Source organism: Rhodococcus sp. ZPP (assembly GCF_017656075.1).
Lineage (GTDB): Bacteria > Actinomycetota > Actinomycetes > Mycobacteriales > Mycobacteriaceae > Rhodococcus_F > Rhodococcus_F oxybenzonivorans.
This window is the reverse complement of sequence record NZ_CP058638.1, coordinates 6,590,438-6,615,003: the sequence shown is the minus strand read 5'-3', so window position 1 is coordinate 6,615,003 and position 24,566 is coordinate 6,590,438. Positions and strand designations below refer to the sequence as shown.

Sequence of the window (24,566 nt, the reverse complement as noted above, 5' to 3'; positions counted from 1 at the left end):
TTCCGAATCTGTGCGAGATCCCGGACGAGGAGAAGCCGAAAGCGTGAACTGACTCCTGATACGAAAGCGCCTCTGGCCCCGAAGGTCTGGACGAGCGACCAACTCGAAAGTGACCTCCTCCGCTCGATGCCGCATTGCCCTTCAGGTGACGTTTCGCGGAAACACCCGGTTCGGCACCCACGGTCATCGGCGGGTTACCCCTGCTGCCTTCTCTCGATATCACTCGGCACAGGTGCATCCGTGGGAACATCTCTACTGGTCGAGACGAGACCGAGGGCGATCAGAGGAGGGGTGCGTCGTATGGAGTTGATTCCGCCCGGACGCGCGGTGGCACTGGTAACGATTGCCGTCGCCTCCGCGCTGTTGCTCGCGGGATCAGGGAGTCGAGACGCGGACTCGTCATCACCGAGCGCGTCGACGGTGGTGGCGAGCGGGGCGGTCGGCACCTCGGGCGAACCGCCGGCAGCCGAGGAGCGCGACACGACCGGTGTCGACCGGGAGCAGTATGCCGGCGGGGACCCGAGTGGCGCCTACGGCTTCGTCACCCCGTCAGGAAAATGGCTCTGCGCGATCACCCCGGCGAACGAGATGGTCGCCTGCGCGTCTCACACGCCGGGGACGCCTCCAGGAGTTCCCGGCCCGCTACAAATCCCCGTCCAGGCCCCCGGGCGCTCCGCCGAAGCAAACATCGTCGCCATCGAAGCCAAGAAGGGACCGAGCTTCCAGACCGCGAACCAGCCACTCTTCCCCGGAAACCCCAACGTCCTCCCCTACGGGTCGACCTTGTCTGCCGACGGCTTCACCTGCAATGTGCAGTTCTCGGGCGTCTCGTGCAGAGAGAACGCAACGAATCAGGGATTCACCATCTCGACCGGCGGCTACAAGTTCGAATTCACCCCGATACCGGGCACCCCCGACGCCGGCCCACCGCAGATCACGCCTACCGAGCCGACCGCACCTCCTCTTCCCCAGTTGGAAGGCGGATCGAATCAGTGTGGCCGCGTCGTCTACCCGCCGACAGGCGAACCCGCAACGGTCGTCATCGTGAAGGGAACGATCCGCTGCGACGCTGCTCACGCCATGCTCAACAAGTACTTCACCGCCCCCGACGCGACGGACGAGGTATACGACGTCGACGGATGGAAATGCCGAACAAAGGGAGACCCACACTCCGCGGCGACTGGATACAGCATCACGTGCACGGATTCCGGCGGGAACATCGTGGTTGCACAGCCCTAGAACCGGCTTTCCGCAGGTCGAAGGGGTAGACGGGGCGGAGGGGACGGCACGGACTCCGCTGCCTGCGGCCCCCGGGAAGGTACCGGGAGACGAAAAATAGGTATACCCACGGGCCATCCGGCCGATGTGGCGTAGCCGCACCCGGTGGCAGTCTGTGACTTGTCACACACGCGTAACCCGGCGGCTTCCGGAACCGCGTCGATTGCAGGAGAGGTCCCGCACCATGAAGGCAGAACCGCTTACCTGCGGTGACTATGTCACCGCGACGTTCGCTCGCGACTTCGTCGCGGAGGGATTCGACTATGACACCGTCGAGCGAATCCATTCCGGCGACCTCGACGAATGGACGTTCGCACTCGCCCAATCAGGGCTGTTCACCAACCGGGTGGTCGCGCACGCCCGGCAGGCGTGGCAAGACGATCCGCGATCGCTTCTCGACAGCCTCTTGGCGGACGCGGACGAGATGACCGTCAAGCGTTACGACGTCGTCTGGCAAGCCCTGACCCGGACCGCCCAGTTCGGCACTTCCGGGGTCGCCGCCGAATATGCGTGATCGACTTCCTGCCCACCGAACAGTCCACATCGCCCACTGAACAGACCACAGCGAAGAACGAGAACCATGACCGTCAACACCTACCCCACCGCCGAGACGATCCGATTGGGCGTACGCGGTCACGAATGCCGTTACTGCGGCCAAACCGTCAGCGCTGACGGCAACCGCTTCCGACATACCGCGACGGGGCAGTACCGGTGCGAACCGGCAAAGCGGGCGTCGTACGAGAAGTCCCTGTCCGACAGTTTTATTCGAAGCTGAATTCAACCTTTTCGGACCGGCCGGCGTCACAATTTCTCTGACGGCGATCGCCCCTTCGCTGCGATGAGTACCACCGAGACGACTACCGTAACCACCACCAGGTAGGCGGCCCACATCAGGAGGAAGGGTTGCAGCCATCCCTTGTCGGTCGTCTGCCCCCGTTCTCCCACGCAGTACAGGGTGAAATTGGTGGACCGACCGTCCCTGGTGGAATAGGTATCCGACACGACGACCGCGTCGTTCCCGGGCTGTTCGCAGAACACAGGCGCAAGGTAGACGGCCTGTCCCGGCCAGATCAGCGAAGAGATCAGGGTGAGGAAGCCGACGCTCACCGTAATGCCGATTCCCCACAACAGGAGCGGCTTGGCCACACGGCGCTTCCGAGGTTGTGGATCTACACCCAGTTCCACCGGCTCGGTCATAGCGGATGCACCCCGACCACAGCTCCGTCGGCATCGAACACGACCACCGACCGCGACCGCGACGACTCGACCATCGCTGTCGGCGAAATTCCGCCAGCCCTGGTCACCGAGATGCCGACTACCTGACCGCCCTCGAGACCGCTGCGGGACAGGGCTTCGTCTACCAGATGCTCGACTCGACCCAATGCCGGAACGTCGTCGAGGGTGAAGGCGCGTGCATCCAGGTCTTCCAGTGCAGAGACCACCACTGGACTGGGCTCACTCACATTCTCACCATCGAAGGTGTACTGGTCGAGCTGATCGGGGTTCGCCGGATCGCGGACGGTGACAGCCAACTGCTCGACCGGCGCGATGTCCAGATTTGTCACCTGCACTTCTGCGACGCCGTAGCGAACTGCGAGCGCTGCTAAAGCATCGCCCACGAGGTCCGAGGTCATACCCCCGCCCCTGGATCGCATATCCGCGTCGAATTCAGCACGGTCGACAGCTCCGATGCATGCCGTGGCACCGAAGACCACAGCCACCCCCATCGATAACCACACCGACACACGCAACACTGGCGAACGCAGCAGCGGCGAACGCAGCAGCGGCGGGGTCTTCATTGCATGAGACTATCCACGTCACGGACTTCTCAGGTGGTCCGGCGCGCGGTCAGGTGTCGGATGTTCTTTCCCCCGAGATCCTCATAGTGGCTCTGCATCGAGTCGATCAGCACTGCGAACACGCGGTGGGCAGCAGCCAGGTCGGCATCGGGGACGTCCCGCAGGGCACGCGCCGTCCGCTGTCCTAGTGGGGCGAAGAACTCGCGGGCTACTTCCAGCCCGTGGTCGTCGTAACGCAGGATGACTTTCCGGCGGTCCGACGGGTCTGCCTCCCGCCGAATATGCCCTGACGACAGCATTCGCTCCACCAGATAGGTCACCGCCGCCGACGACAGCCCGAGCAGGCTCCCCAGTTCCCCGGCGGTCAGCGGCGTGCCATTGGTGTCGGCGACCATGACGTGCATCAGCGCCTGGAAGTCGTTGGGGCTGAGATCGTGCAGCGCACCGAAAGTGCGTCCGATCTGTTCCGACGCCACGGTCATCGCGCGGACATCTGCCGAAATGTCTGCTTCCAGTCTCGCTCTCGCGTCGGGACGAGCACTGTCCGGCATGTCGTCTGTCATCTCTAGGCCCTCTCAGCGGTCGGCCGACAGCCTATCCCCTCACATTCTCTCAGTTGCTTAACTATTCAGTTTCTGAAATATTCGAACAGTGAACACCGATGGGCATGCGCCGACAGAACACCGTTCTCTCGCTATCTGGGACCGGCTCGCATCCGCCGTGACCGGACAGCGGTCGTGGGCAGTGGCCCTCACCGTCCTTGTCTTGGCCGGCGCTTTCATGGCGCTCGTCGGTGGCAACGACTCCGCGGGACAGTCACCGATCTCCCTGCCCGCGTCTGCGGAATCGGCCGAGGTGGACGGCCTCCTCACCGACTTTCCCGAATCGGGGGTGACACCGGCGATTCTCGTCGGCAGTCGTGCCGACGGCGGCGTGTTGACCGATGCGGACCTCGCCGCGTTCGACGCGGCTCGGAACCGGATGACCGGTGTCGACCGCACCCTCGAACCCAGCCCAGGACCGGCACTCATCCCGTCACCGGACGGCAGAGCGGTGATCGGGCAGGTTCCCGCCGATTCGGAACTCTCAGGTTTCGCGTTGAACGATCGCGTCGCCGAGCTGCGGGCGGCGGCCACCGACTCGCTACCGCCGGGGCTTCTGGCGCAGGTGACGGGAGGTCCGGCATTCGGCGCTGATATCGCCGACTCGTTCTCGGGCGCGAATGTCACGTTGCTCGCGGTCACTGCGCTTGTCGTCGCGGTCCTGCTGATCGTCACCTACCGCTCACCGATCCTCTGGCTCGTGCCACTCGCCGTGGTCGGCTTCGCCGATCGGGTTGCGTCGACCGTGGGTACTGCCGTGGCCGAACTGACCAGGCTGACCTTCGACGGGTCGACGTCCGGTATCACGAGCGTGCTGGTCTTCGGTGCGGGAACGAACTACGCGCTACTCCTCATCTCCCGCTACCGGGAGGAACTCCGCGCGGAGCCGGACCACCGAGTCGCCTTGCGCCACGCCGTGCGCCGAGCCGGACCGGCGATCGTCGCGTCCAATGTCACTGTGGTGCTTGCCCTACTGACCCTGCTGTTGGCGACCATTCCCAGTACCCGCAGTCTGGGTGTGCTCGCGGCCGCCGGCCTGCTGGTAGCGCTCATCTTCGTGCTGCTGGTCCTCCCGCCCGCTCTCGCACTCAGCGGAAAGCGATTGTTCTGGCCGTTCGTGCCCCGTGTGGGCGACCCGGACAACACCACGCACGGCGCCTGGTTCCGGGTCGCCTCCGCGATAGCACGACACCCGCGACGCACCGCAATTGTGTCGATTATGGCGCTCGGGGTCTGTGCGGCGGGGTTGATCGGCACCCACGTCGGGCTGTCCCAAACCGAACAGTTCCGGGTCGCAGCGGAATCGGTCGACGGCTTGGACACTCTCGCTGCTCATTTTCCTTCCGGGCTCTCCGACCCCACCACCGTGGTCGCCCGCACGGAGGCGACCGACGCCGTACAGCGGGTTCTGGCCGATACCGAAGGGGTCGTGTCGGCGAGCGAGGCCGGCCGGTCGAACACCGGTCTGACGCGATGGGCCGTCGTACTCGACACACCACCTGCAACGGAGGAGGCCTTCGCAACAATCGACACCATCAGGGCAGCCTTGGCCGACATCGACGGTGCGGATGCGCTCGTCGGTGGCAGCGACGCCCAGGCGCTGGACAAGCGGGACGCCGCCCTCCGAGACCAGGTGATCGTCATTCCGGCGATCCTTCTCGTGGTCCTGGCCGTGCTCGTAGTGCTCCTGCGGGCCGTGGTCGCACCGCTGGTCCTCGTCGGGACGACGGTACTCAGCGCGGTCGCGGCGCTCGGGCTCGGCAGCTGGGTGAGCACGCGCATCTTCGGGTTCCCTGCGCTCGACGACACCGTTCCGCTGTTCGCGTTCCTGTTCCTCGTTGCACTCGGCGTCGACTACAGCATCTTCCTCGTCACCCGGGCCCGGGAGGAAACACCGGGGCGCGGCACGCGGGCCGCGATCGTGCGGGCTGTTGCCGCGACCGGCGGCGTCATCACCAGTGCCGGAATAGTGCTCGCCGCAGTGTTCGCCGTCCTCGGTGTGCTGCCCCTGATCACACTGACCCAGCTGGGCATCGTCGTCGGCCTCGGCATCCTCCTGGACACGTTCGTGGTGCGAACACTCGTCATCCCGGCGCTGTTCACGCTCGCCGGGGACGCGGTGTGGTGGCCGAACCGCCAGGCCACCTCGACGCTCGACTCACCCGGCGAAGCAAGGAGCGCGGTTCCGTCAGAAATCTGAGCGTTCGCAGACCCGTCAGGAATCGAGAAGCGTCTCATCGCGGGCCGCATTAACGTCACTCACATGAACATCACCATTCACTCGGCCTTCCTTCCACACACCGACCACGACGCCTCACTGGCCTTCTACCGCGACATCCTCGGGTTCGAAGTCCGCAAAGACGTGGGTTACAACGGGATGCACTGGATCACCGTGGGACACCCGGAGCAGCCCGGCACCTCCCTCGTTCTGCACCCACCGGCGGCCGATCCCGGGATCACCGACGAGGAACGCCGCACCATCACCGAGATGATGGCCAAGGGGACCTACGCCATCCTCACATTGGCCACCCCCGACCTGGACGCAACCTTCGCCCAGCTCGCGGCAAGCGACACCGAAATCGTCCAGGAACCGATCGACCAGCCGTACGGCATCCGTGACTGCGCCGTCCGCGATCCCGCAGGAAACCTCATCCGCATCAACGAGATCAAGGAGCAGCGCTGACATGACCACCATCAATAATCTCACCCTCGACACTCCCGAGCCCACCGCCGCGAAGGCCTTCCACACCGCACTCGGCGTCGATGCCCACATCACTGCCCGGGACGCGGATGCACCGACCACCGGATTCCCCGGTTTCACTCTCTCACTCGTCGTGTCCCAGCCGAACATCGTCGACGCCTACATCGAGGCCGCCCTCGACAACGGCGGCGCCACGATCACACCGGCCAAGAAGAGTCTCTGGGGGTACGGCGGCGTCGTACAGGGCCCCGACGGCGCCCTGTGGAAAATCGCGACATCGTCGAAGAAGAATACGGGACCGGCCACCCGGCACTTCGAGGACCTCGTGCTGCTCCTCGGAGTCGGAGATGTCAAAGCCGGCAAGCAGTTCTACCTCGACCACGGCCTGGAAGTGACGAGAAGCTTCGGACGCAAGTACGTCGAGTTCGCCACCGGCCCGAAGGTCAAGCTCGCGCTCTACGGGCGCCGCGCACTCGCGAAGGACGCGGGCATCTCCCCCGACGGCACCGGCGCCCATCGAATCGTCATCCGCAGCGACGCCGGCACCTTCACCGATCCGGACGGTTTCTCCTGGGAATCCGACTGAGTCGACGCGCTTTCGAGGGCAGCACACGCCGCAGCGGCACACCACCACCGATGACGGGCCTGTGAAAGAATGACCCCTCCGACGCGTCCGGTGCGGGGAGTCAGCGCCCCCGCACCACTTCGAGCGCCGCGGCCTCGATCGTGTCTTCGGACAGCAGGACCTCGAGTGCGGCGTCGCCGAGGGGAATGAAGCTGTTCTCGCTCGCAACCCGGGCGAGGCGGCCGGTGAAGCCTTGGTCGACCAATGCCATGACGACGCCCTCCCCCACCCCACCCGCTGCCCGGGTTTCGTCGACGACGAGGACTCGGCCGGTGGCGTTCGCCTCGCGGACGATGTCCGGCACCGGCAGCGGCGCGAGCCACCGCATGTCCACCACCCGGGTCGAGATATCGGCTCGTTCGAGGCGACGCGCCACTCGCAGGCTCATGTGCACCCCGTTACCGAAGGTGACGATGGTCAGGTCCGTTCCCTTGCCATAGGTGCGCGCCCGCCCGATCTGTACGAAATTCTCGGCGCCCTTCAGTGGATCCGGGTAGGGGGCGAGCCACTGCTCGTCGCCGTCCTCGTGCAAATCCCTGGTGTGGTACAGGGCAATCGGTTCCAAGTACACGCACACCGCGCCAGCGCTGTGGGCGGCCGCAACACAGGTGCGCATCATGGCCGCGGCGTCGTCGGGCCTGGCCGGGGAGGCGATGATTATGCCGGGGAGGTCACGTAACGCTGCGACGGCATTGTCGTTGTGGAAGTGCCCCCCGAATCCCTTCTGGTACCCGTAACCGGCGATACGCACCACCATGGGGTTGCGGTATTGACGATCGGAGAAGAATTGCAGGGTCGCGCCTTCACCGCGGATCTGGTCGGCGGCGTTGTGCAGGTACGCGAGGTACTGGATCTCCGGGATCGGCAGCAGCCCGGAGACTCCCGCGCCGAGTGCAAGCCCGAGAATCGCCTGTTCGTCGAGGAGGGTGTCGAAGACGCGGGCAACCCCGACTTTCTTCATCAGCCCGCGTGTGACCCCGTAGACGCCGCCCTTCCGGGCGACGTCCTCGCCGAAGATCAGCGACTCCGGGTACTCGATGAGCACGTCGAGCAGGGCACGGTTGATCGACGAGGCCAGGGTCAGTGGGCCCTCTTCTTCGGGTAGCGGGCCGCCGAAGATGTGTGCGCGGCGAGCGAGGTGGGTTCGTCGCGGTTCGGCCGCCATCGCTTCGTCGAGGCCCTCCCTCAGTGGTCGCATCACTGCGGCGGGACTATCGAGTTGGGGTAGCTCGCTCACGTGCCGTGCGAGTCCGATGACTTCTGCGCGCTTCTTCTCATAGAGCGCAAGCACCTCGTTCGGGCTGAGATGCCCGCGCTCGATCAGCAGTTGTGCAGTGCACAGCACCGGATCTCGGTCGAAGTCTGCGGTGATCTCGCCGGTGGTGCGGTAGGCGGCTTCGACGTCGGATCCGGCGTGGCCCATCAGTCTCACCGTGCGCAGATGCAGGAACGCCGGGCGCCTGTTCCTGCGGACCCAGTCGGCGGCACGCTGCGCGGTGGCGTAGGCCATCGGCAGATCCGATCCGTCGACGGTGAAGTACTCGAGCCCTTGACGATTCCCGAAGTTGGCGCCGATCCACCCTGCCGGGGTCTTGGTGCTGATCCCGATGCCGTTGTCTTCGCAGACGAACAGCAGCGGAATGGGAAGGCCTTGAAACGCCGAGTAGACAGCGGTGTTGATGGCGCCGATCGCGGTCGAGTGGTTGACCGAGGCATCTCCGAAACTGCACACTGCGATCGCATCGTCGGGCCAGGGTGAGGGGACGTGTAGCTTGGCGGCGCGCGCGAGGGAAAAGGCAACGCCGACCGCACGCGGCAGATGAGATGCGATCGTCGAGGTCTGGGGGATGATATTGAGGTCGTGGCGACCGAACACCTTGTGCCGGCCACCCGACATCGGTTCCTCGGCGGCGGCGACGACGCCGAGGAGCACATCGCGCAGCGGGTCGCTGCCCTGCACTTGCCGGGCGCGTTCGAGGAAGAACGCACCGGAGCGGTAGTGCAGCAACGCCGGATCGGTCAGACGGAGGGCGCGGGCCACGACGGCGTTTCCCTCGTGCCCGGATGAGCCGATCGTGTAGAAGCCCTTACCTTTCGAGCGTAACCAGCGCGCCGCGAGATCGAGATGACGGCTGCCCAATTGCGAATCGAACAAGTCCAGAATGTCCTGCACGGAAAGGCTCGACTGTGCCTCCACGGCTCCGTCGCGATCACGTTCCCCCATCGGTACCGCGCCGACCATCTCGTTGATGAAGGTGGTGAAGTAGTCATCGATCTGTTCGGCCATGTATCCGGCTCCTGACAGGCAGGTCGTCCTCGTCCGCGGGGCGGTCTGACGGGACGCGTGTCCCTTCACCAGGGTATGCATGTCACGGGCGCCTTCATGCGTCATTGTCGATGATCCGCGCATGCACCACTCACTACGCGCCGTGCCTCGCTCCAGATCCGGTCTTGTCCGCCGCGGACAAAACCGGGCGCGAACTCGAGCCTCGCGGAATATTTCGGAGCACCGTCCCCGCGCATAGTGTCGTGAATCACACGGCAACGAAGGGATCGAAACAGTGTCCGACATCGGCTATTTCACCTGGGACCTCGCGCCCACACACGGCGACGCACCGTGCCTGCGCGACGACCACAGCGACCTCACGTACCGGCAGTTCGCCGATCGGGTGGATGCGTTCGCGGCGCAACTGAGCGAACGCGGGGTCCGCGAGGGTGACGTCGTCGCGGTGATGCTGCCGAACCGGGTGGAGCTGCTCATCGTCCTCATGGCGGCGTGGCGGCTGGGTGCGGCCGCCACACCGGTCAACCCCACCTTCACCGCCGCCGAAGCGGAGTACCAGATCACCGACGCCGACGCCGCGCTGGTCGTAAACGAGGGACCGGACGCTCCGAGCGCCGGTCGTCCGTCGATTGCGGTCGACGAGATGCACACCTCCCTGCCTTCGGGGCCCGCCCTGGACTTCCGCCCGGCGGGCAGCGACGTCGCGCTACTGATCTACACGTCGGGGTCGACGGGGCGACCCAAAGGCGTCATGCTCACGCACGACAACCTGCAGTTCATGAGTTCATCACTTGCCGAGCATCTTTCGCTCACCGCCGAGGACCACTGCCTGCTCATCCTGCCGCTGTTCCACGTCAACGCGATCTGTGTCAGCTTCCTCGCTCCGATGCTGGCCGGAGGGCAACTGAGTGTCACCGGCCGGTTCTCCCCGGCCCGGTTCTTCGACGACGTGGCCCGGCTGCGGCCGACATACTTCTCCGCAGTCCCGACAATCTACGCACTGCTCGTCTCCCAACCCGATGAGGTTGTCACCGACACGTCGTCGTTGCGGTTCGGAGTCTGCGGAGCCGCCCCGATCTCCAAGGAATTGCTCGAACGCGCTGAACAGCGCTTCGGCCTGGTGATCGTCGAGGGGTACGGGCTCACCGAGGGTACCTGCGCGTCGGCGTGCAACCCACCCGGCGGCGTCCGCAAACTCGGCACCGTCGGGCCCGCACTGCCCGGGCAGACCCTTGCGATCATGGATGAGTCCGGCGTCCTGCTGCCACCGGGAACTGTCGGCGAGATCGTCATCCGCGGCGCCAACGTGATGCACGGCTACCTGAGGCGTCCCGAGGAGACACACCGGACCGTTGTCGACGGCTGGCTCCACACGGGCGATGTCGGTCGACTCGACGAGGACGGCTACCTCACCCTCGTCGACCGGATCAAGGACATGATCATCCGGGGCGGCGAGAACATCTACCCCAAGGAGATCGAGAACGCACTCGCCACCCACGACGGCGTCCTCGAGGCAGCCGTGGTCGGCGCACCTCACGAAGTGTATGGCGAGGTACCCGTCGCCTACGTGGTCCCCTATCCCGACAGCCCCGTGACCGACGGGCAGCTCACCGACCACCTCCGTGAGCGGCTCACGAAAGTCAAACTGCCCGTGGCTATACATGTCGTCGACGCCTTGCCCCGCAACCCCGTCGGCAAAATCGACAAACCCGGACTGCGCAGCCGGCACCGGCTGTCCACCACTGCTCGCGGCTGAGCAACCCGCTCTCACCGCCACCACGGCACCCGTCGCAACTCGGGCCACACCCGAGGCGATGACCCCTACCCCCGCCCGCCCTATCCAGGAGACTTCCGATGGGATTCACAACCGGGAACTTTCCCGAAGTAGACCCCGCAACATTCCTCGACCGTCCCTTCTTCGACCGCATGCGCGCCATGTCGACGCACTGGGTCGACTACGGCTTCGGCACCCCGAAGATGGTGCACACCATCTACATTCTGAAACTGCTGGTCCTCTACATCGGCGCCGGACTGTCCATCGCGACATTCACCTCCGGCTATAACGTGCTCGACATCGGCGCGTGGTGGAACGCACCGATCGTGTACCAGAAGCTCATACTGTGGACGCTGCTGATCGAGACCATCGGCCTGGGCGGTTCCTGGGGGCCACTCGCCGGCCACTTCAAGCCGATGATGGGTGGCGCTCTGTTCTGGCTGCGGCCGGGCACCATCCGCCTACCACCCTGGCCGGGGAAGGTGCCACTGACAGCCGGCGACTCTCGCACCGTCTTCGACGTTGTCGTCTACGTCGCGATTTTGGTCGACATCGTCCTCGCACTCGGGCTCGCCGGTGTCCACACACCGTCCATCGACGCGGCACTGCCCGGCAATCACGGCCTGGTGAACCCCACGCTCTTGTTGCCTCTGATCGCACTGCTCGTCGTGATCGGGTTGCGTGACAAGGTCATCTTCATCGCCGCCCGCGGCGAGCAGTATTTCCCGGCCGTCGTCTTCTTCGGTGTTCTTCCGTTCATCGACATGATCGTCGCGCTCAAGCTGCTCATAGTGTCGGTGTGGGTCGGCGCCGGCATGTCGAAGCTGGGCCACCACTTCTCGATGGTGGTGCCCCCGATGCTGTCCAACACTCCCTGGTTGCCGTCGAAGACGATCAAGCGCGCCCATTACCGCAGCTTCCCGAACGACCTGCGGCCGTCCATCGTCGCCGGCGGTGTCGCCCACGTCCTGGGCACCGTCGTCGAGGTGGTGACGCCACTGGTGTTGCTGTTCACCACCAATGGAACCGTTACCCTGCTCGCTGTTGCACTGATGGTCGCGTTCCACCTGTTCATCCTGTCGACGTTCCCGCTCGCAGTGCCCCTCGAATGGAACCTGTTGTTCGCTTACGCGGCAGTCTTCCTGTTCCTCGGATTCCCCAACGCCGCCGGTTACGGGCTGGGCGACTTCTCCTCACCGCTACTGCTCGCCGCGATCATCGCCGCGCTGGTGTTCTTCCCGATCCTCGGCAATCTGCGCCCCGACCTCGTCTCGTTCCTGCCCTCGATGCGGCAGTACGCCGGCAACTGGGCCTCGGCCACCTGGGCGTTCGCGCCGGGCGCGGAAGACAAGCTCGACCAGTTCATCAAGCGCCCCAGCCAGAACACCCGGACTCAGCTACTCGCGACGTACCCGCCCGAAGTCGCCGACGTCGTGATGCACCAACTGCTGGGCTGGCGGTCGATGCACAGCCAGGGCCGCGCCCTGCTGTCGCTGATGAGTCGCCATCTCGGCGACGACATCGACACCTACTCGCTGCGCGAGGCCGAGTTCAGCTGTAACTCGCTGGTAGCCTTCAACTTCGGTGACGGACACCTTCACAACGAGCACCTCATCGCGGCCATTCAGCGGCGCTGCAACTTCGCGCCCGGCGAGTTCCTGATCGCGTGGATCGAATCGCAGCCCATCCACAAGGGCATCCAAGAGTACAAGGTGATCGACGCCGCCCTCGGCGTCATCGAACGCGGAACCTACAAGGTGTCCGACGCCATCGCCGAGCAACCGTGGCTGCCGAACGGTCCCATCCCGTTCGACGTACAGTGGACGTTGGACATCGACACCGACCGGGCACTCCCTGATCCCGGAACCGTGCCGGATCCGAGAATGCGCAGCAGGCAAGCTGATTCGCCGTATCGAGATGACGCAGGCACAGGAGTGCGGCAGTGAGCACAGCGGTCGTGGTCGGCAGCGGGCCCAACGGGCTCGCTGCCGCGGTCCACCTCGCCCGGCACGGCGTCGAGGTCCAGGTCCTCGAGGCGGCCGACACCATCGGCGGCGGCACCCGTTCGAGCGAACTCACCCTTCCGGGGCTTCTGCACGACGAGTGCTCCGCGTTCCACCCCATGGGAGCGGGGTCGCCGTACTTGCAGACGCTCGACCTCGAACGCTACGGCCTGAGCTGGAAGTGGGCCGACGTCGACTGCGCGCATCCGCTCGACAGCGGGGAAGCAGGCCTTCTGCACCGCTCCGTCGACGAAACAGCCGCCGGCCTCGGGGCCGACGGGCCTCGCTGGCAGCGGATGTTCGGAAACCTTGCCGACGGGTTCGACGATCTCGCCGCCGACCTCATGCGTCCGATCGTGAACATTCCACGTCATCCGCTGAAGCTGGCGAGCTTCGGGCCCCGGGCGCTGCTGCCGGCCGGCATTACTGCCCGGTGGTGGCGCACCGAGAAGGGCCGGGCACTGTTCGGGGGTGTGGCCGCGCACGCGTACTACCGGCTCGACCGTCCAGCGACGTCCGCAGTCGGCCTGATGATCATCGCCGCAGGCCACCGCTACGGATGGCCGGTGGCCGAAGGGGGATCGCAGTCGATCACCAGCGCTCTGGCCGCCGTGCTCACCGACTGGGGCGGGAAGATTGCCGCAGGTGTCCGGGTCGACAGTATCGCCGACATTCCTCCCGCGGACGTCGTCCTGCTCGACCTGTCACCGTCCGCCGCACTGAGCATCTTCGGCGAGCAGATTCCACAGAGAGTCGCGCGTGCGTATCGCCGGTTCCGGCACGGACCGGCGGCATTCAAGGTCGACTACGCCGTCGAGGGCGGGGTGCCCTGGCGCGACCCCGACTGCGGCCGCGCCGGAACCGTGCATCTCGGTGGCACATTCGCGGAAATCGCGGCCGCCGAAAAGGATGTCTCATCCGGCAGGATGCCACAGCGGCCGTTCGTCCTCGTGGGGCAGCAGTATCTCGCCGACGCCGGCCGATCGAAAGGGAATCTGCACCCGCTGTATGCGTACGCACATGTGCCGCACGGGTACACGGGCGATGCGACGTCGGCGATCACCGCGCAGATCGAACGGTTCGCCCCCGGCTTCCGCGACCGCGTCGTCGCGACGGTAAGCAGTGGGCCCGCACAACTTGCCCAGTCGAACGCCAACTATGTCGGCGGCGACATCATCGGCGGCGCCAACACCGAGACCCAGGTGGTACTCCGGCCGCGCATCGCCCTCGACCCTTACAGCACCGGCGTAGCGGGAACCTACTTGTGCTCGGCGTCAACGCCGCCGGGCGCCGGCGCCCATGGAATGAGCGGATACAACGCCGCCCAATCCGCACTGCGTTACCTGCGCAGACACGGCGCCGATGTGCTGTAGCAGTCCCACCGCCTACTCCGGGCGCACGCGGCGGAATGAGACGATTCGGCCGTCATGAGCGCGCATCGGCACCGCGGAGATCCCGCGGTGCCGATGCGCACGGCCCACGACACTCACGAAGAGGAACCGACACACCATGCTGAAACGTCTCTACGCAGCACTTCTCACGGCGGCCGGACTGTCCTGCGACGGCTACATCACCCTCGACGAGGCCGTGAGTATTCCGGCCACCCATCGCGGGCAGGGACGGACTCGCCGACCGAGCCGCAACCGGAGGTAGATAAGGCCTCGGCGTGAAGTGGGACCCGCCCCCATGGCATCACTGCCCACCCTTCGCCTGATCCGGCGTCAGGACAGCCGGTCCCAACCATTGGCACACGAGCAAGGCAAGTTCGACAGACAGGCGGTCCCGGGTGAAATCCTCCCCCCGCTCCTCCGCGGCGCGCTTCACCCGATACTTCACTGAGTTGTAGTGCAAGTCGAGAACTTTCGCGGCCGCAACATTGCTGAGATTGTTCGCGAGGTAGACCTGCACGGTCTCGCGCAGGCGGGCCGCGTTCTCATTGTCCGCCGCCAGGCCGCGCAAGACGCTCTGTACCCACGTCCGGGTAGCCGCGGGGTCCTCGGTGAGCATCGCGACGGTCGACACTCCTGGTTCGTCGTATGCGATTGCGACGGGGGCATTTTTTCCCGCAGCGATGGCAAGCGCTCGTGCGCGTTGGGCGCGCGCGTGGGACTGCCTGAATCCTTCGGGGCCGGAGGTTATTCCACCGACAGCCACAACTAGTTCCGAATGACGGTCGTGAAGGAATTCGCGCAGCTCACTGTAATCTCGCCGGGGAGCCGAGCGGGTACCGAGGGGAACCCATACCCATCCGGTGACGCGGTCCGCCGCCACGAACAGTGGATCGGTCACTGCCCCCATGAACCCGGAGAAGTCGTGTGCAGCCGATTCGATCTTGGCCAGCATGTCTCCTGCACCGGCATCGGGGGCCCAAATGATCGCTGCCAGGTGATTCTGATTGAGGACGTAGTTGAGGGCAGCGCTGGCCCCTGCATCCGGGTGTTCGTTGCCCGCCAATATTTCCTGAACTCGGACGGCACGCACGCTACTCTGGTGGGCCAACCACCGTTCCCGTTCACGCTCGTAGACTGCGACCACCTGCTGCGACACCCTGTCGATGTACACCGACATCACGGTGATGATGCGCTCGAGCACTGGAACGCCCAGTTCCGGCTCAACCGCTTCCCCACCCAACTCGTCGAAGACCAATTTGAGGAGATTGGTCTGCCCGAGTCGATATGCGCGTACGAGCGCATTGACCGGAACCCCCTGTTGAGCAAGGCGTCTCGCGTACTCCATCGCCGCGGCCGGCGCCTCCAGATTTTCCGGCGCAATGTTGTGCTGCAGCGTGTGAAAGATGGTGTCGAGGTTTCCTTCGACACTCGCCCCGAGCAGTTCGAGCAACTGCCGATCGGCACGCAAGTCGGGTATCTCGGTGTACAACACGTCGGTGATGTCTGCCGTCAGCGACACCAACCGCCGGTTGAGCGAGCTTGCGATTCTTGCGACCAACAGCGCGGTGCGCTCGTCGTGTGAAGCCATGCGAAGACAATAGAGCAGTTACCTCCCACGCATGACGAATCGCCTCGAAAGTCACAATCAGCGCTTACACCTGCACCTTTCTGTCCAACCGGCATTTGCGGCCCTCACCCGTCCGACACGAGCTTGTCCGATGAGAACAAACAACGCCTCATTCTTGATTCTTCGCGGACGTGGTCACCATCACAGGACTTCCCTATCGTGAAGGGGGCTCGGCCGCAGCGCCAACGATGAAGGGATCACGATGAACGACAAGAGCTTCCGTGGGAGAACCGCCGTCATGTCCGGAGGAAGTCGCGGCATCGGACTTGCCATCGCCCAGGCAATCGCGAGCCGCGGCGGAAACATCGTCCTGCTCGCCAAGACCGATACCCCTGACCCCCGACTACCCGGAACGATTCACACCGCCGTCGCGGAACTGGCCGAGTTGGGCGGACACGCTGTCCCGGTGGTGGGCGACGTCCGCAACGCCGACGATATCGCCCGAGTCGTCGATTCTGCCCGTGACAACTTCGGCGGCATCGACATCGTCGTCAACAATGCGAGCGTGCTGGACATCTCGAGGACCGAGGCACTGCCCCTGAAGCGGTTCGATTTGATGCAACAAGTCAACGTGCGCGGCACTTTCGCGCTGACCCAGGCGTGTCTTCCGTACCTACGGAAATCTGAAAACCCGCACGTATTGACGCTCTCACCGCCGCTCAATATGTCGAAAAACTGGCTGGGCGCCCACCCGGGCTACATGCTGGCCAAGTATGGGATGACGCTGGCCGCGTTGGGTATCGCGGCTGAACACGCGGATATGCCCTTCTCCAGCAACTGCCTGTGGCCGCAGACCATGATCACGACAGCAGCGGTCGGGAACCTACTCGGCGGATCCGAAAGCCTGCGACACTCACGCTCCCCCGAAATCATGGCCGACGCTGCAATCGAACTACTCGGCCGTCCCGCCGGCACCGACAACGGTCGCACAGTCCTCGACGTCGAAGTGCTCACCGAAGCCGGTGTCACCGACTTCACGACGTACGGCGGAAACGCTCCCCTGACCATCGACATCTTCGTCGACGAACCCGGGATTTCCGATAGCTCGGAGGCGTTCGCCCGCACCGGCCAGGCCGGCCCGCGGACCAGTAGTGTCGGATGAGCTCGGCCCTTCGTGCCAGGAGATCGACGTATCCTCGTCGGTTCGATCGTCGCGGCCACGGCTCCCAACGTCACCGTCTTCCTGATCGGCGCGCGTTGCAGAGACTCACCTACGGGATCGTCCGGTGACGATCGCTTTGGCCCGTCGCCATCTTCCCGAAAACCAGGCCCGGCTCGGCATCTCCAGCCTGTCGGTAACGGTCACGACAGGCCTGGGACTCGGATACCCCCTGACCGGCATCCTCGCCGACCTTCTCGGGTTCCGTTTCGCCTTCTGGTTCGCGCCGCTGTTCCTTATCACCACCATCCTCGTCGTCTGGCATGTCGTTCCCGCAGGCCCGACGAGCAGGCGCCACGCAACACACTCGACGTCCCGGGCGCACTGCTGGTCGGCACCGGACTCGCGTCCCTACTCGTCGCCGTCAGCGAAGGCTCCCGGTGGGGCTGGGACTCTTTGTGGACCATCGGATTCTTCGCCGGTGCGGCCACACTGCTGGCGGCGTGGTCCCTCGTCGAGCTGCGCACCCCGTACCCGCTGATCAACCTCCGGGTCCTGCGCGACGGTGACGTTCTGGTCGCGAACAGCACCGCGATCGGCCTCGGCGCCGCAATGTACATCGGGCTCTCGATCGGCAGCCTCATCGCCCAGGCGCCCGCCTCCACCGGACACGGCATCGCGCTGTCCCTGTTTTGGGCCGGATTCGTACTGCGCTCCCCTTGTCGGTGGCAAGCTTCGGCGCGAACCGGCTCGTGCGCACCCTCTCGCACCGGATACGCATGAGGACTCTGCTGCTCGTCGGCGCCGGGATAGTGACAGCCCGACCGCAGTTCGCCGACGTGCACGACGGCCGCGCCCGCTCGACATCGACAAGGACCTGCGGCGATCGAACACGGCCGAGGACGCACTCGGCATCCCGGACGGGCCCAGGGGCGGTCACCGACCAGCCACCCTCGTCAGTCCTTCCGGGGCGGCGCGATGGGTCATACCAAGCTCACTACTGGAGAATCTTGTGAAGACCTGGGAGATATACGCCCAGGACGGGGCCACATCCGAGTGGATGCGGCCCCGTGGAGGTTTGTCAGACTCCCCGCACGCTCTGGGCTTGCGGACCCTTCTGTCCCTGGCCGACCTCGAACTCCACACGCTGGTTCTCGTCGAGCGACTTGTAGCCGCTGCCCTGAATCTCGGAGAAGTGGACGAAAAGATCAGCTCCGCCATCGTCCGGCGTGATGAATCCGAAACCCTTTTCACCGTTGAACCACTTCACAACGCCCTGTGCCATGCTTCGTCTCCCTGCAGCAACTTGGAGCCGGGACCTCACAGCGAAGTCCCGATCTCATGCATGATCCTGCCAGCATCGGGCACCGTTCACCGGCACGGTTCCACCGAGGACGTCACTACGTCGTTCAATGCGGTCACTCGTCCAAGAGACGGGCAGTGAGTTCCGGCATCAGGTGGACGTCAGGCTGCCGGAAGGGGGCTGGCGGGTTCAGGTATGTTTCCGCACATGAGAGCCGCATCGTGGTTGAGCGTGGCGACCGGGGCGCTGTCCGGCGCCGCCGTTGCCGCAGCGTGGCGGAGGGCATACCTTGCCGATCAGGCAAGGCTCGACGCCGAAGCCGAGCGGGACGCGGCATTGGAGCAAGTTGCCGAAATTGGGCGGACTGCCGTGCAGCAGGTATGCCCACGTCCGCAGAACGTCGACTTCCACGTCCAACGCATCCGGGGAGCGGTCGACCGGTTCCGGCTTCGGAATGTCGGGAGCGGCACGGTCACGGACGTCCGATTCGTCATAGACCCCGCGGAGGAGCAGAACCGCCGCATCCCGACGCCACACTGGCTACAGGACGAGCCGGTGACCTTGCTGCCGAATCAATGGGCTGACTTCGGTGCGAGCGCTCTCACGCTCGTTGCCGGTTCCTGGCGATTAGTCTTTCCGGCGTTTATCACCGTCCTCTGCGAAGAAGGCAGCACACCTTTGCGAATAGACCTGCCCACTGCCGGCGTTGCCGAAGACGACACAATCGGCTGACCACTCGATTCGGCTTTCCGACAGACTGCGTCGTCGAGGCCGCCGTCGCCGGAAGCCGATACATGCCGCGCCGATCGATTCACTGGTTTCTGAATACAGAGTATTGTGTACCGTTTGGAATGGAGCTGCTGGTTCATCGCGAGGCCCTGGCCCGCTTCGGGTAAGCCGCTTTCCGACTCGACGCGGACTTGAATCTGCTGACCCCGAGGTTCGGACCGGGATTCCGTCCGAGCTGGCGCGGCAGATCGGAGTCTCACGGGAGAATCTGTCCATCACCTGGCGTGCCTGCGCTGGTGCGGCCTCCGCGGCAACGGTCGTCTGGCAGTTCGCGAGTCCGGACCCACAGTCACGGGAGAAAACCGTGCTGGATGTCAGCGCAATCTCATTCCTCGGCCTCGCCTTTATGTCATTGTCGGCGCCGTCCGATCACTGCTCGGATTCGGCGAGTCCGACCCCTCGGCCGTGGGAATCATATTGGTAGCAGCGAGTTCAGTCATGCTGGTGTTGTCGTCGACGCAGCGCCGTGCGGGCCGAGAGCCGTTCGGCACCGTTGGCTGCTGCTGATTGCGGAGAACCTAGCGGCAACTGCTGCGAGGGCTGACGCCCTGACGACCGACGCTCCGAGACGTCTACTCATAGACGCCACGGTCGATCGTGATCGACCTCGTCACCGAGGAGTGTCAAGAGCAATCACCGGAGCCTTCTGACTCAGGCGCATAATCGCACTCCACGGCCTGTAAGCGTGTGCGCCTGGCCCAAACACCGCTTGTTCAAGTAGTAATTCGACGACGGTGCTTGTCAGAAGCGGGCGGCGACCGCTCCTCGTCAGGTGTATTCGTGAGACTTCCCCAAGCACTTCGTGCAGGGAGCCGCCCCCACCAAGCTTGCGGGCCAAGGCGAGGCCAGGCCAGGCCAAAGGTACTTACTTCGATGCGTACCTCATGGCCGATGTCTTCTCCTGCTACAGCGTCGGCCGATCCGAACCCGGGCTGCTTCCCGCTGAGATGATGGCTGAAGTTCTCGCTGTGCACGGCATTTCGAACGTAGTACACGGCGATCGGGGAAGGTCGACGACTGTAGAACCGTCTCGACACTGCTCGCCGACCTCGAGGTCATTCGCTTGCACTCACGGCCACGGGTATCGAACAACAACCCCTACTCGGAATCGCTGTTCACGAGCCTCGAATACGGCCCGGCGTTCCGCGCTCCGCACGGTCCGGAGGAGCAAGAATTGTATTCCCCTGCATTTTCCCAGCCCCCCGTTCACCTTCAGATCGAAATCCGAAGCCTCCGGGCAACGGCACACCAACTACAAGATTCGAACACATCAGCATTGTTGTCGCCGTCACGATCGTCATCGACTGCGCAAGAGCTTATTTCGTCATACCGTCCTCCGTTCCGGCTCAGGGTCAATCCCGACTGCGGAAGCATTCACCACGCGCCAACAGTCCACACTTCCGCGTCTCCATACTCACGTGGAACTCCCGCCAGGGCTAGTACTGCGCGGACGAGCATCAACCATCGACAGCAGATAGGCGCGGGCCTCGGGCGGGCACAACGACTCCGGGATGCGCGCCGCGCGACCCATGCCGCCATGGATGTAGAGATACACCAATCCGTGTGCGACCTCGATCCTGGCAATCGAGCCGTGCCCAATGACTATCTGGGCCAAAGGATCTTCCAGGAGCATCCCGAAGGAGTTGAAGCCGGTGGCCCACTGGGCGCCCGGGCGCATCGTCGTCCGATTCACGCGCACGATCACCACGAATAACGCAAGTGGAAACCCCACCACAATGACCCCAAATAGGGCGGCCAGTTCCTCTTCACCACTCCACACGGCCACCACCAGTGCCACCCCCACGAACGCGAAGTAGACCATCACTTTCGGACGCCGAAAAACACGCAACAGGGCCAGACGGGAGAACCGGCTCACGTCACCGGGTTGGGCCGTCCACGTGTACTGCACCGCAGGCACCGAAACATCATCATTGGTGGGCAAAAGAATTACCTCTCTATAGCGAATCGCTGCGAATATGTGCGGGACCGTGGCATACAAGCAGCCAGCGATCCGACCAACAAGTTTCGGTGTCGACAAAGCGACATAATAAATACCCCGTACACACCATCGTGAGGCGCATGGATGATGTGGTCGACCGGGGGACGGTTACCAGTAGTCGCCGCCGGCGTCATCGCGCTTCTGCCGAGAACGCCCAACAACCATAGACATCGACGGATACACCTTTACCGGGAAGCCCCTGTGGAGGCAGGCTGCCCGAGATCCACCGGCAACGACGCCCACCCGCGCAGAACCCGGGTGTCACGCCGGATTCCCTCACCTGTCGACCGCAAGTGGGGGAACCGGTCGAACAGCGTCTTCAGTCCCACTTCCGTCTCCGCCTTCGCGAGTGATGCACCGAGGCAGTAGTGCCGTCCACCGGAGAACGACAGGTGCTTGCCCGCGTTCGCACGGGTGACATCGAAGCGGTACGGATCCTCGAACAGCTGCGGGTCACGATTGGCGCCTGCGAGAACCAGAATTACCAACTCGCCCTCCGCCAGAGACACACCCTCGACCGTCACATCGTGTTTAGCCCGACGCGCCGTCAGCTGCACCGGTGATTCCAGGCGAAGCATCTCTTCTACCGCCGTCGGCCACAGCGACGGATCCGCCTGCAGGATCTCGAGCTGGTCAGGGTTGTCCAGGAGTAGCCGGATCCCGCTGCCCAGCAGGTTGACCGTCGTCTCGAAACCGGCGGCCAGGACCAACCCCGCTGTCGCACGGAGCTCTTCGTCGTTGAGCCCGACGCCGTCCTCGGTGGCCCGGATCAGCTCGCTCATCAGATCATCACCAGGATTGCGGCGAAGCTCGGCGAGGTGACCGGCGAGCCAGGTATCGAATCGCTCGAGCCCATCCTCGACACGCGTGAACTGTTCCCACGACAACCCGATGTCGAGACTAGGGGCGGCCATCTCCCCGAACTCGAGCACCCGCTGCCGGTCCCCGTCGGGGACGCCCAGGATCGTGCTGATCACCGCGACAGGAAGCTGTGCGCAGTACTTGTCGACGATGTCGACCTCACGACCGGCTGCCGTCAGCTCCTCGAGGAGGCGGTCCGCCTTCTCCTGCACCATTACCCGCATCCTCGCGACCGCGCGCGGAGTGAATACCGACGCCACGAGCTTGCGGTAGCGGGTGTGCTCGGGCGGCTCGACCGATAGTAGCGACGGCGGCTTCAGCGGGTGCAGCGCTTTCGAGCGGGTCTTGTTCTCGATCCACCGCAGCGGCCTCGGGAGACCGGCACCGAACTCGATCACCCGAAAATCGTCCGAGCGGAGCAGATCATGCACGACGCGGTGCGTGACGGAGATGTTCGCCATCCGCGTCGTCACCAACGGCCCGGCCGCCCGGATCTGCTCGAACACCTGCCGCGGATCCGCCCGCGTAGCAGGGTCGGCGACCAGCATCGCCTGCAGATCACCACGCTGCGCCGCCTTCTTCGCCCCATAGCGCACGACGCCGTGCGCCGCGACCCACCTGATCCAAGCCCTCATCTGCCCCACCCCTTCCGCCGCCCAGTGTGAACCTCCCCAGCCAACAGAAGACCAACACCCCCGTTTTTGGCTTATCCCGGGCCATGCCTCACAGCCCCCGATCAGCGATCGACTCTCGTCGCCTGACGTCAAGTCCGGTCGCGGATGTTGCGGTCGGATCCGGTGCGTAGTGGCGAAGAAATCGTTTGCCGCAACCGATCCGGGCGGGCATCGAAGGAACCTTCCTGGCGATCGACGCTTGCATGAACCGCCTAAGGTCGGCTGTCCCGTTGGGGGGATTCCCAGGTCAGCCCGTCACAAGCACCCGTTGACTCAAGGCCGCTAGAGCGCCGGCGATTCCCTCACGAACCGCGAGGTCAGTGATGATGCCATTTTCATCGATCATCGTGGGTGTTACCGGCAGGTGGACGCATGCTTCCTCAGCGATCGCGGCACCGGTGTAGTTCAACACCAGTCGCAGTAATGCGTGGGCGTTGGCCGCGTTCGTCGCGTTGGCGGAAACGATGATCCACGCTGTGGGCTTGTCACCGATCTCGATACCACCGACAGTCCAGTCGAGCAGATTCTTGAACGACCCGGGCAGCGCCCCAGCATATTCTGGAGTGCAGATCAGCAGCGCAGCTGCGCGGTCGATTTGCTGCCGTAGGTGGACTACCGCCTCCGGTAACGGATCGTGGTCGTCGTCCGGGTTGAAGTGTGGCAGGTCTCCCATCTCGAGGTACGGCACGCCGCGGAAGCCGACAGGCACCAGAGTTTCGGCCGTGCGCAGGAGTGCCGAGTTGCTCGATTTTCCGCGCAGGCTCCCGGAAACCAGCAGGATGTCCGACATAGTTCACACCTTCCAGATTGACGGCAGTTAAATGCGCACTAAGCGTTACTCAACGTCGATGGTTGCCGACTGTGCAGGTCCTTCGCCCGGACGAGAGCGTAGGCGATCAGGGACCCGACGCCACAAATCAACGCGCACACGATCATCACCGAGCTGAATGCATTGGTGAACACGCTCTGCGCGGCGACCTCGAACTGTCCGCCGGTGACGCCAGGAACAGCAGCATTTAGGTCGTTTCCCGCGCCGGATGCGATGGCATGGCTGAGCTCTCGTTGCGCCTCAGGGTTGGTGCTCAGCGCCGTAGAGTCGGCGGCCGGACGATACCTGGGCTTGGAACAGTGCGCCGAACGCGGCGATACCGACGGCGACTCCCACCTGCTGGAACGTTTCCCCGATACCGGTCGCCATGCCTGCCTTCGCCGGCTCGACCACACCGACCGAGACCAGCGAGCGCGGCGGATTGAACATGCCCATGCCTACGCCCATCACGATCATGCTCGGCAGGAGCATCAGCCAGGAACTGGTCGGAGAGATGAGCGCGATCAATGCCATACCGATGGCGATGAACAAGATCGCAGTGCCAATCAGCAGGCCGGGTGCGAATCTGGTGACGACGCCGCCCGTAACGGCCGTGAATACGAAAAGTACCAGGGTGAGCGGCAACAGCTGCAAACCGGCGACCAGTGCTGAGTGCCCCAGCACGTTCTGCCGATAGGACACCATGAGGAAGATCGCCGCCAGACTGGTGGCGTTCGAGAGAAACGTTGCCAGCGAAAGCCCTAGGAAGGTCCGGTTGCGGAACAAGCTCAGATCGAGCATTGCGGAGTCACCGCGGCGGCGCTCGATGAGCACGAATATCAGGAGCAGCGCCACGCCACCGACGAACATGCCGAGCACCGCAACGCTGCTGACGACCCGTCTCCTAATGTCATGTTCGCGAGTACCCGGCGCAATGCAACGCACACCG

Annotated in this window: 21 protein-coding genes and 2 pseudogenes; 13 read left to right on the top strand and 10 right to left on the bottom strand. The window is 64.5% G+C overall.

Features of this window, described 5'->3' with window-relative positions:
• Positions 1 to 300: 300 nt before the first annotated feature.
• Positions 301 to 1,239, top strand: a complete 939-nt coding sequence (locus tag HYG77_RS30545) for a hypothetical protein (protein ID WP_208961465.1) — start codon at positions 301 to 303, stop codon at positions 1,237 to 1,239.
• A 223-nt stretch (positions 1,240 to 1,462) separates the two neighbouring features.
• Positions 1,463 to 1,792: a hypothetical protein gene (locus HYG77_RS30540; protein WP_109330336.1), complete on the top strand. Its 330-nt coding sequence runs from the start codon at positions 1,463 to 1,465 to the stop codon at positions 1,790 to 1,792.
• Positions 1,793 to 2,079: 287 nt separating this feature from the next.
• Here the strand turns inward: HYG77_RS30540 and HYG77_RS30535 are convergent, their stop codons facing one another.
• From HYG77_RS30535 to HYG77_RS30525, 3 genes are read right to left on the bottom strand one after another with little or no spacing between them, the layout of a single operon-like run.
• Complete coding sequence (locus HYG77_RS30535; protein ID WP_244373333.1) at positions 2,080 to 2,475, bottom strand: hypothetical protein; 396 nt, start codon at positions 2,473 to 2,475, stop codon at positions 2,080 to 2,082.
• Positions 2,472 to 3,077 (bottom strand): hypothetical protein, encoded by a 606-nt coding sequence (locus HYG77_RS30530; protein WP_208961464.1) that lies wholly within the window; start codon positions 3,075 to 3,077, stop codon positions 2,472 to 2,474. Before HYG77_RS30530 ends, HYG77_RS30535 begins: the two co-directional genes overlap by 4 nt.
• Before the next feature lie 29 nt (positions 3,078 to 3,106).
• On the bottom strand, positions 3,107 to 3,640 hold the full coding sequence (locus HYG77_RS30525) for a MarR family winged helix-turn-helix transcriptional regulator (protein ID WP_244373330.1): 534 nt from the start codon (positions 3,638 to 3,640) through the stop codon (positions 3,107 to 3,109).
• 217 nt (positions 3,641 to 3,857) lie between these two features.
• Here HYG77_RS30525 and HYG77_RS30520 point away from each other — a divergent pair, with 217 nt between their 5' ends.
• From HYG77_RS30520 to HYG77_RS30510, 3 genes are all read left to right on the top strand, one after another.
• Positions 3,858 to 5,879, top strand: coding sequence for an MMPL family transporter (locus HYG77_RS30520; RefSeq protein ID WP_208963575.1), 2,022 nt, complete (start codon positions 3,858 to 3,860; stop codon positions 5,877 to 5,879).
• 63 nt (positions 5,880 to 5,942) lie between these two features.
• Positions 5,943 to 6,362 (top strand): VOC family protein, encoded by a 420-nt coding sequence (locus HYG77_RS30515; RefSeq protein WP_208961463.1) that lies wholly within the window; start codon positions 5,943 to 5,945, stop codon positions 6,360 to 6,362.
• Position 6,363: 1 nt separating this feature from the next.
• Positions 6,364 to 6,966 carry a glyoxalase gene (locus HYG77_RS30510; RefSeq protein WP_109330346.1) on the top strand — a complete coding sequence of 201 codons (603 nt, stop codon included), beginning with the start codon at positions 6,364 to 6,366 and terminating at the stop codon, positions 6,964 to 6,966.
• 100 nt (positions 6,967 to 7,066) lie between these two features.
• Here HYG77_RS30510 and HYG77_RS30505 read toward each other — a convergent pair whose 3' ends face one another.
• Positions 7,067 to 9,292, bottom strand: a complete 2,226-nt coding sequence (locus tag HYG77_RS30505; protein ID WP_208961462.1) for a thiamine pyrophosphate-dependent enzyme — start codon at positions 9,290 to 9,292, stop codon at positions 7,067 to 7,069.
• Positions 9,293 to 9,566: 274 nt separating this feature from the next.
• On the opposite strand from HYG77_RS30505, the gene HYG77_RS30500 reads away from it, so the two are divergent.
• From HYG77_RS30500 to HYG77_RS30485, 4 genes are all read left to right on the top strand, one after another.
• A complete protein-coding gene (locus HYG77_RS30500; RefSeq protein ID WP_109330349.1) occupies positions 9,567 to 11,045 on the top strand; it encodes an AMP-binding protein in 1,479 nt (492 codons plus the stop codon).
• A 98-nt stretch (positions 11,046 to 11,143) separates the two neighbouring features.
• Positions 11,144 to 13,009 carry a DUF3556 domain-containing protein gene (locus HYG77_RS30495; protein ID WP_208961461.1) on the top strand — a complete coding sequence of 622 codons (1,866 nt, stop codon included), beginning with the start codon at positions 11,144 to 11,146 and terminating at the stop codon, positions 13,007 to 13,009.
• Entirely contained in the window at positions 13,006 to 14,439 is a 1,434-nt protein-coding gene (locus HYG77_RS30490; protein WP_208961460.1) for an NAD(P)/FAD-dependent oxidoreductase, read from the top strand. Before HYG77_RS30495 ends, HYG77_RS30490 begins: the two co-directional genes overlap by 4 nt.
• A gap of 136 nt (positions 14,440 to 14,575) precedes the next feature.
• Complete coding sequence (locus HYG77_RS30485; protein ID WP_208961459.1) at positions 14,576 to 14,719, top strand: hypothetical protein; 144 nt, start codon at positions 14,576 to 14,578, stop codon at positions 14,717 to 14,719.
• Positions 14,720 to 14,758: 39 nt separating this feature from the next.
• On the opposite strand, the gene HYG77_RS30480 is transcribed toward HYG77_RS30485, so the two are convergent.
• Complete coding sequence (locus tag HYG77_RS30480; RefSeq protein WP_208961458.1) at positions 14,759 to 16,045, bottom strand: helix-turn-helix domain-containing protein; 1,287 nt, start codon at positions 16,043 to 16,045, stop codon at positions 14,759 to 14,761.
• A gap of 241 nt (positions 16,046 to 16,286) precedes the next feature.
• Between HYG77_RS30480 and HYG77_RS30475 the strand changes: the two genes are divergently transcribed.
• Both HYG77_RS30475 and HYG77_RS30470 read left to right on the top strand, forming a co-directional pair.
• The gene (locus tag HYG77_RS30475) at positions 16,287 to 17,186 is read left to right on the top strand and encodes an NAD(P)-dependent oxidoreductase (protein ID WP_244373326.1); all 900 of its coding nucleotides are present in this window, start codon (positions 16,287 to 16,289) and stop codon (positions 17,184 to 17,186) included.
• Between the two features lie 30 nt (positions 17,187 to 17,216).
• A pseudogene (locus tag HYG77_RS30470) lies at positions 17,217 to 18,004 on the top strand (MFS transporter); the annotation flags it as partial.
• A gap of 260 nt (positions 18,005 to 18,264) precedes the next feature.
• Here the strand turns inward: HYG77_RS30470 and HYG77_RS30465 are convergent.
• Complete coding sequence (locus tag HYG77_RS30465) at positions 18,265 to 18,468, bottom strand: cold-shock protein (protein WP_109330492.1); 204 nt, start codon at positions 18,466 to 18,468, stop codon at positions 18,265 to 18,267.
• Positions 18,469 to 18,693: 225 nt separating this feature from the next.
• Between HYG77_RS30465 and HYG77_RS30460 the strand changes: the two genes are divergently transcribed.
• Both HYG77_RS30460 and HYG77_RS40020 read left to right on the top strand, forming a co-directional pair.
• A complete protein-coding gene (locus HYG77_RS30460; RefSeq protein ID WP_208961457.1) occupies positions 18,694 to 19,218 on the top strand; it encodes a hypothetical protein in 525 nt (174 codons plus the stop codon).
• A gap of 914 nt (positions 19,219 to 20,132) precedes the next feature.
• A pseudogene (locus HYG77_RS40020) lies at positions 20,133 to 20,419 on the top strand (IS3 family transposase); the annotation flags it as partial.
• A 270-nt stretch (positions 20,420 to 20,689) separates the two neighbouring features.
• Here the strand turns inward: HYG77_RS40020 and HYG77_RS30455 are convergent.
• From HYG77_RS30455 to HYG77_RS30440, 4 genes are all read right to left on the bottom strand, one after another.
• Positions 20,690 to 21,313, bottom strand: a complete 624-nt coding sequence (locus HYG77_RS30455; RefSeq protein WP_208961456.1) for a hypothetical protein — start codon at positions 21,311 to 21,313, stop codon at positions 20,690 to 20,692.
• A 146-nt stretch (positions 21,314 to 21,459) separates the two neighbouring features.
• The gene (locus HYG77_RS30450) at positions 21,460 to 22,770 is read right to left on the bottom strand and encodes a cytochrome P450 (protein ID WP_208961455.1); all 1,311 of its coding nucleotides are present in this window, start codon (positions 22,768 to 22,770) and stop codon (positions 21,460 to 21,462) included.
• Positions 22,771 to 23,056: 286 nt separating this feature from the next.
• Positions 23,057 to 23,599: an NADPH-dependent FMN reductase gene (locus HYG77_RS30445; protein WP_208961454.1), complete on the bottom strand. Its 543-nt coding sequence runs from the start codon at positions 23,597 to 23,599 to the stop codon at positions 23,057 to 23,059.
• A 279-nt stretch (positions 23,600 to 23,878) separates the two neighbouring features.
• A complete protein-coding gene (locus HYG77_RS30440; RefSeq protein WP_208961453.1) occupies positions 23,879 to 24,487 on the bottom strand; it encodes an MFS transporter in 609 nt (202 codons plus the stop codon).
• Between the last annotated feature and the right edge of the window lie 79 nt (positions 24,488 to 24,566).

Coding starts and splice junctions, on each gene's coding strand:
- HYG77_RS30545 (WP_208961465.1), top strand. CDS start 301: ATGGAGTTGATTCCGCCCGGACGCGCGGTGGCACTGGTAACGATTGCC.
- HYG77_RS30540 (WP_109330336.1), top strand. CDS start 1,463: ATGAAGGCAGAACCGCTTACCTGCGGTGACTATGTCACCGCGACGTTC.
- HYG77_RS30535 (WP_244373333.1), bottom strand. CDS start 2,475: ATGACCGAGCCGGTGGAACTGGGTGTAGATCCACAACCTCGGAAGCGC.
- HYG77_RS30530 (WP_208961464.1), bottom strand. CDS start 3,077: ATGAAGACCCCGCCGCTGCTGCGTTCGCCGCTGCTGCGTTCGCCAGTG.
- HYG77_RS30525 (WP_244373330.1), bottom strand. CDS start 3,640: ATGACAGACGACATGCCGGACAGTGCTCGTCCCGACGCGAGAGCGAGA.
- HYG77_RS30520 (WP_208963575.1), top strand. CDS start 3,858: ATGGCGCTCGTCGGTGGCAACGACTCCGCGGGACAGTCACCGATCTCC.
- HYG77_RS30515 (WP_208961463.1), top strand. CDS start 5,943: ATGAACATCACCATTCACTCGGCCTTCCTTCCACACACCGACCACGAC.
- HYG77_RS30510 (WP_109330346.1), top strand. CDS start 6,364: ATGACCACCATCAATAATCTCACCCTCGACACTCCCGAGCCCACCGCC.
- HYG77_RS30505 (WP_208961462.1), bottom strand. CDS start 9,292: ATGGCCGAACAGATCGATGACTACTTCACCACCTTCATCAACGAGATG.
- HYG77_RS30495 (WP_208961461.1), top strand. CDS start 11,144: ATGGGATTCACAACCGGGAACTTTCCCGAAGTAGACCCCGCAACATTC.
- HYG77_RS30485 (WP_208961459.1), top strand. CDS start 14,576: ATGCTGAAACGTCTCTACGCAGCACTTCTCACGGCGGCCGGACTGTCC.
- HYG77_RS30480 (WP_208961458.1), bottom strand. CDS start 16,045: ATGGCTTCACACGACGAGCGCACCGCGCTGTTGGTCGCAAGAATCGCA.
- HYG77_RS30475 (WP_244373326.1), top strand. CDS start 16,287: ATGAACGACAAGAGCTTCCGTGGGAGAACCGCCGTCATGTCCGGAGGA.
- HYG77_RS30465 (WP_109330492.1), bottom strand. CDS start 18,468: ATGGCACAGGGCGTTGTGAAGTGGTTCAACGGTGAAAAGGGTTTCGGA.
- HYG77_RS30460 (WP_208961457.1), top strand. CDS start 18,694: ATGAGAGCCGCATCGTGGTTGAGCGTGGCGACCGGGGCGCTGTCCGGC.
- HYG77_RS30450 (WP_208961455.1), bottom strand. CDS start 22,770: ATGAGGGCTTGGATCAGGTGGGTCGCGGCGCACGGCGTCGTGCGCTAT.
- HYG77_RS30445 (WP_208961454.1), bottom strand. CDS start 23,599: ATGTCGGACATCCTGCTGGTTTCCGGGAGCCTGCGCGGAAAATCGAGC.
- HYG77_RS30440 (WP_208961453.1), bottom strand. CDS start 24,487: ATGTTCGTCGGTGGCGTGGCGCTGCTCCTGATATTCGTGCTCATCGAG.